This window comes from Psychrobacter sp. TB67 (assembly GCF_000511065.1).
GTDB lineage: Bacteria > Pseudomonadota > Gammaproteobacteria > Pseudomonadales > Moraxellaceae > Psychrobacter > Psychrobacter okhotskensis.
This window is the reverse complement of record NZ_AYYA01000062.1, coordinates 1-3,674: the sequence shown is the minus strand read 5'-3', so window position 1 is coordinate 3,674 and position 3,674 is coordinate 1. Positions and strand designations below refer to the sequence as shown.

The window sequence follows — 3,674 nt, the reverse complement described above, 5'->3', positions numbered from 1 at the left end:
ATGATAGGCGCGGAAAGATAGCGAACCGCTGTGATATCAATGACCGTCCCAGTATCATTGAAGCGCGCAGTCGTATGGGCGATTATGAAGGGGATACGGTGGTTGGTCGTGGACATCAAGGTGTGCTTGTCACTCTAGTGGATAGAACAACTCGAGAGACTAAGATCAAAGCGCTACCCAATCGCAAGGCAGTAGCCGTCACACAAGCTTGTATTGGCATGCTAAAAGGTGAACAGGCGTTAAGTATCACCTTTGATAACGGTAAAGAGTTTGCTGACCATGAAACGATGGCAACAGCGTTGAAGGCTGATATTTATTTTGCTCAGCCTTATCATTCTTGGGAGCGTGGAACGAATGAGAATACCAATGGGTTAATTCGTCAGTTTCTACCGAAGTCAATGCGTCTGGATAACCTATGCATGCACTTAGTTCAGTCGATTGAAGACAGTTTAAATAATCGACCTAGAAAGGTGCTAGGGTTTAGAACACCTCTTGAGGTAAAATCTAGCTTCGGGTGCGTTGCACTTCAATGTTGAATCCAAGTTATAAAGACAGATTAACCTTTCCAATTATAGCGGTATCTATGTTAGGTTTTGCTGGTATCCTCGTTATCGTACAACCAAAACAGATCAATTCAGGGGCAGTTTTTGCGCTTATAGTAGCGGTAACCATGGCGATAAACAATCTCTTAGTTCGTAAACTTCCACAAAATCATTCTGTCTATCAAACGCTACTTTTGACCAATTTATTAGGAATCCCGTTCGCGCTTGGGTTGGCTATTTGGGAGGGACAGCCATTTGACTGGCACTCATTGATTACGGCCGCCAGTTCAAATGTATTTATTTTGATTTATGCGGGTATATGCGTACAGGTGTACCGACACATTGAAGCGTACAAAGTCTCTAGTGCGGAATACTCAGGTTTACTAGGAGCGGTGGTGGTCGGAATCATATGGTTTAACGAAGTACCAAATATGACTTTGTTAATAGGTTCTGCGCTGATTATCCTACCTTTGATATGGCTTGCTACTCTTGAATCTATGAGGTTTAGACAAAAAACTGGGTAGGATAATAGCTTTTAAAACCTAATCAAGCTGATGTGCCATAAATAATAAGAAATAATAAAAGTTATGAATAAGACTAAAATGTTATTTAACGTTTACATCGGTTCATGTTTGACGAAACTGTAGATTACTTGTTAAGCACTATAATAAGTCGGTTGCATGATTAAAAACTTCCAAGTTGGTTCTTATGTATCTAATAGTATCGTGTCTATAAAAAAGACAAACTGTTATTTAAAATACCTCAACTATTCAGCTGTTAGCCCTGCTTTAACACCCGATAAACCGTAGCCACCCCAACACCAACCGCCTTAGCAATCTCCTCTTTCGTCATATTGTTTTGACTGGCCAACTCTCTAATACGATTATGTTTCACTGTATTGGCTTTCTTACCTGTGGGCTTATAACCACTATTCGCTAACCCCTGCTTGATACGCTCTCTACGCTTGTCGTTATCAAGCTTTGCCATTGTGGCTAGTAAGTCGATCAACATATCGTTGATCACCTTGAGAATATCCCCGGTCATACCCTCACTGACTGTATGCGTCGTTGGTATATCGGCCACCACCAATCGCAAGCCCTTGTCTTTGATGCGCTGCTTTAGAATTGCAAAATCATCTTGAGATAGCCGGCTTAATCTATCCACGCTTTCAACCAGCAGAATATCGCCTTCTTCAGCATCATTGAGTAACAGAGTGAGTGCTGGTCTATCAAGCTTAGTACCACTGAAATGCTCTACGTACTCAACATGGTTATCATCATAGCTTTGGCTAAAGCTAATCAAGTCAGACAAGGCTCTCTTAGCGTCTTGATCCTTAGTGCTGGCTCTCACATAAATACGAACGGTCATAACGCCACCTATATTATTTAGACTTAATAATCAATGTTTATTGATAATAATAAGATATTACTATCATTTAACATTAATAACAAGCCTAATGATAGATATATTATCGTTTAGAGGTTTTATTTTTTAGGTATAGTGCAATGGGAAGATAGAACTAAGACAATTAAAGAGCTGATTAAAGAACTCCAAAGTTTTGGGGATCAAAACTTGATTGTTATGATAACTAATGATGAAGGTGAAACATTTAACTCGGTAAAGTTGGTTAGCAAAGGGTTTGTAGCTAATAAAGATGATCCTGATAAATATAAGAAAGTTTATTGTGCTTTATACTTCTAAGCTTTAAGACCATCTAAGACAGTTAGTTAGTTTTTTTAATCCCTAAACCCATGAAAATCGGTTGGGGGGGGGTGATTTTTTTGCCGTGTGCAGAGAAAAGCAAGTCAAAGATTTTTTTACTAGCTGCTTTAGCGATAATCATTATTTAAGATAATCTCGTTAAAGCAGCTATGACCTAACCTTTAAATGTTAAAAGTTAAGGGTAAATTTGAAAAATTAAGGAGTTAAAATGACTTTACGACATTCTTCTTCACGCTTTTCGAAAATTTCATAACCTTTAGCAGCGTCAGACAAATTCATACGGTGAGTAATAATAGCTTCAGGTGATAAATCACCATTTTCAATATACTCTAATAATTGTGGTAAATACTTGTGTACATGGGTTTGGCCCATTTTGAAAGTAAGCCCCTTATCAAAAGCGTCACCAAATAAGAAACCATGAATGGGTCCTGCATACACACCAGGAACACTAACGACCCCGCCACGACGCACAGCTGCAATACATTGACGTAAAGCTGCACCACTTGACCCTTCAATTTTCAAATTGGTCATTATTGTTTCTAGCATACTGCCTTTGGCTTCAAAGCCAATCGCATCAATAACGCCGTCAACGCCACGATGCCCTTTGGTCTGTTCAATGATGAACTCAGCAGCATCTACCTTATCGAAATTAACCGGAATAGCCCCGTACGTATCTTTGGCATACTGCAAACGGTAGTCATTATGATCTACCACGAAGATCTGCTCAGCGCCTAACATTTTGGCACAAGCTGCTGATAACAACCCCACAGGACCCGCACCATAAATAGCTACGGTTGAACCTTTAGTAATATTGGCATTAGTCACGGCCTGCCAAGCAGTTGGTAAAATATCTGATAAAAATAAAACCTTCTCATCTGACAGTGAGCCATTTACTTTGAACGGATTAAAATTACCTTTAGGAACCCGTACAAATTCTGCTTGTCCACCAGGAATCCCACCATATAAATGGCTAAAACCAAATAAAGCAGCCGGTGGCGGAATTATTTTTTTATTAATAGCAGCGCCTGGGCCTGTATTTGTAGTCTCACAAGCGGACATTAGGTCATGCTGACAGAAAAAGCAGTTACCACATGCAATAACAAAAGGAATAACAACTCTATCGCCTTTTTTAACAGCAGTGACTTCAGATCCTACTTCTTCAACCACACCCATAAACTCATGACCGAAAATATCGCCTTCCTCAGTTGCAGGCATTTTGCCACGATATAAGTGTAAATCTGAGCCACAAATTGCAGTTGCAGTCACACGTAAAATAACATCATCTTTTTCTTGCAGTTTAGGCTCTGGGACATTGTCCACTCGCACATCTTTAGCACCGTGGTAAGTTAAAGCACGCATAATTTCTCCAATTAAGTAAAGCTTGCAAAATCTCGATAAACCAATAATCTG

4 protein-coding genes are annotated in these 3,674 nt (G+C 39.7%); 2 read left to right on the top strand and 2 right to left on the bottom strand.

The window, feature by feature from the left end:
• Both W293_RS0112090 and W293_RS0112085 read left to right on the top strand, forming a co-directional pair.
• A partial coding sequence (locus W293_RS0112090) for an IS30 family transposase (RefSeq protein ID WP_025651008.1) occupies positions 1–536 on the top strand: 536 nt, incomplete at its 5' end.
• Positions 537–583: 47 nt separating this feature from the next.
• A complete protein-coding gene (locus tag W293_RS0112085; protein ID WP_227502330.1) occupies positions 584–1,066 on the top strand; it encodes a DMT family transporter in 483 nt (160 codons plus the stop codon).
• Between the two features lie 253 nt (positions 1,067–1,319).
• Here W293_RS0112085 and W293_RS0112080 read toward each other — a convergent pair whose 3' ends face one another.
• A complete protein-coding gene (locus W293_RS0112080; protein WP_025652680.1) occupies positions 1,320–1,910 on the bottom strand; it encodes a recombinase family protein in 591 nt (196 codons plus the stop codon).
• A gap of 549 nt (positions 1,911–2,459) precedes the next feature.
• The gene (locus tag W293_RS0112065) at positions 2,460–3,623 is read right to left on the bottom strand and encodes a zinc-dependent alcohol dehydrogenase (RefSeq protein ID WP_025645663.1); all 1,164 of its coding nucleotides are present in this window, start codon (positions 3,621–3,623) and stop codon (positions 2,460–2,462) included.
• Positions 3,624–3,674: the final 51 nt, after the last annotated feature.

Bases quoted from the DNA above. Each gene is read 5' to 3' on its own strand.
- W293_RS0112085 (WP_227502330.1), top strand. From the start codon at position 584: ATGTTAGGTTTTGCTGGTATCCTCGTTATCGTACAACCAAAACAGATC.
- W293_RS0112080 (WP_025652680.1), bottom strand. From the start codon at position 1,910: ATGACCGTTCGTATTTATGTGAGAGCCAGCACTAAGGATCAAGACGCT.
- W293_RS0112065 (WP_025645663.1), bottom strand. From the start codon at position 3,623: ATGCGTGCTTTAACTTACCACGGTGCTAAAGATGTGCGAGTGGACAAT.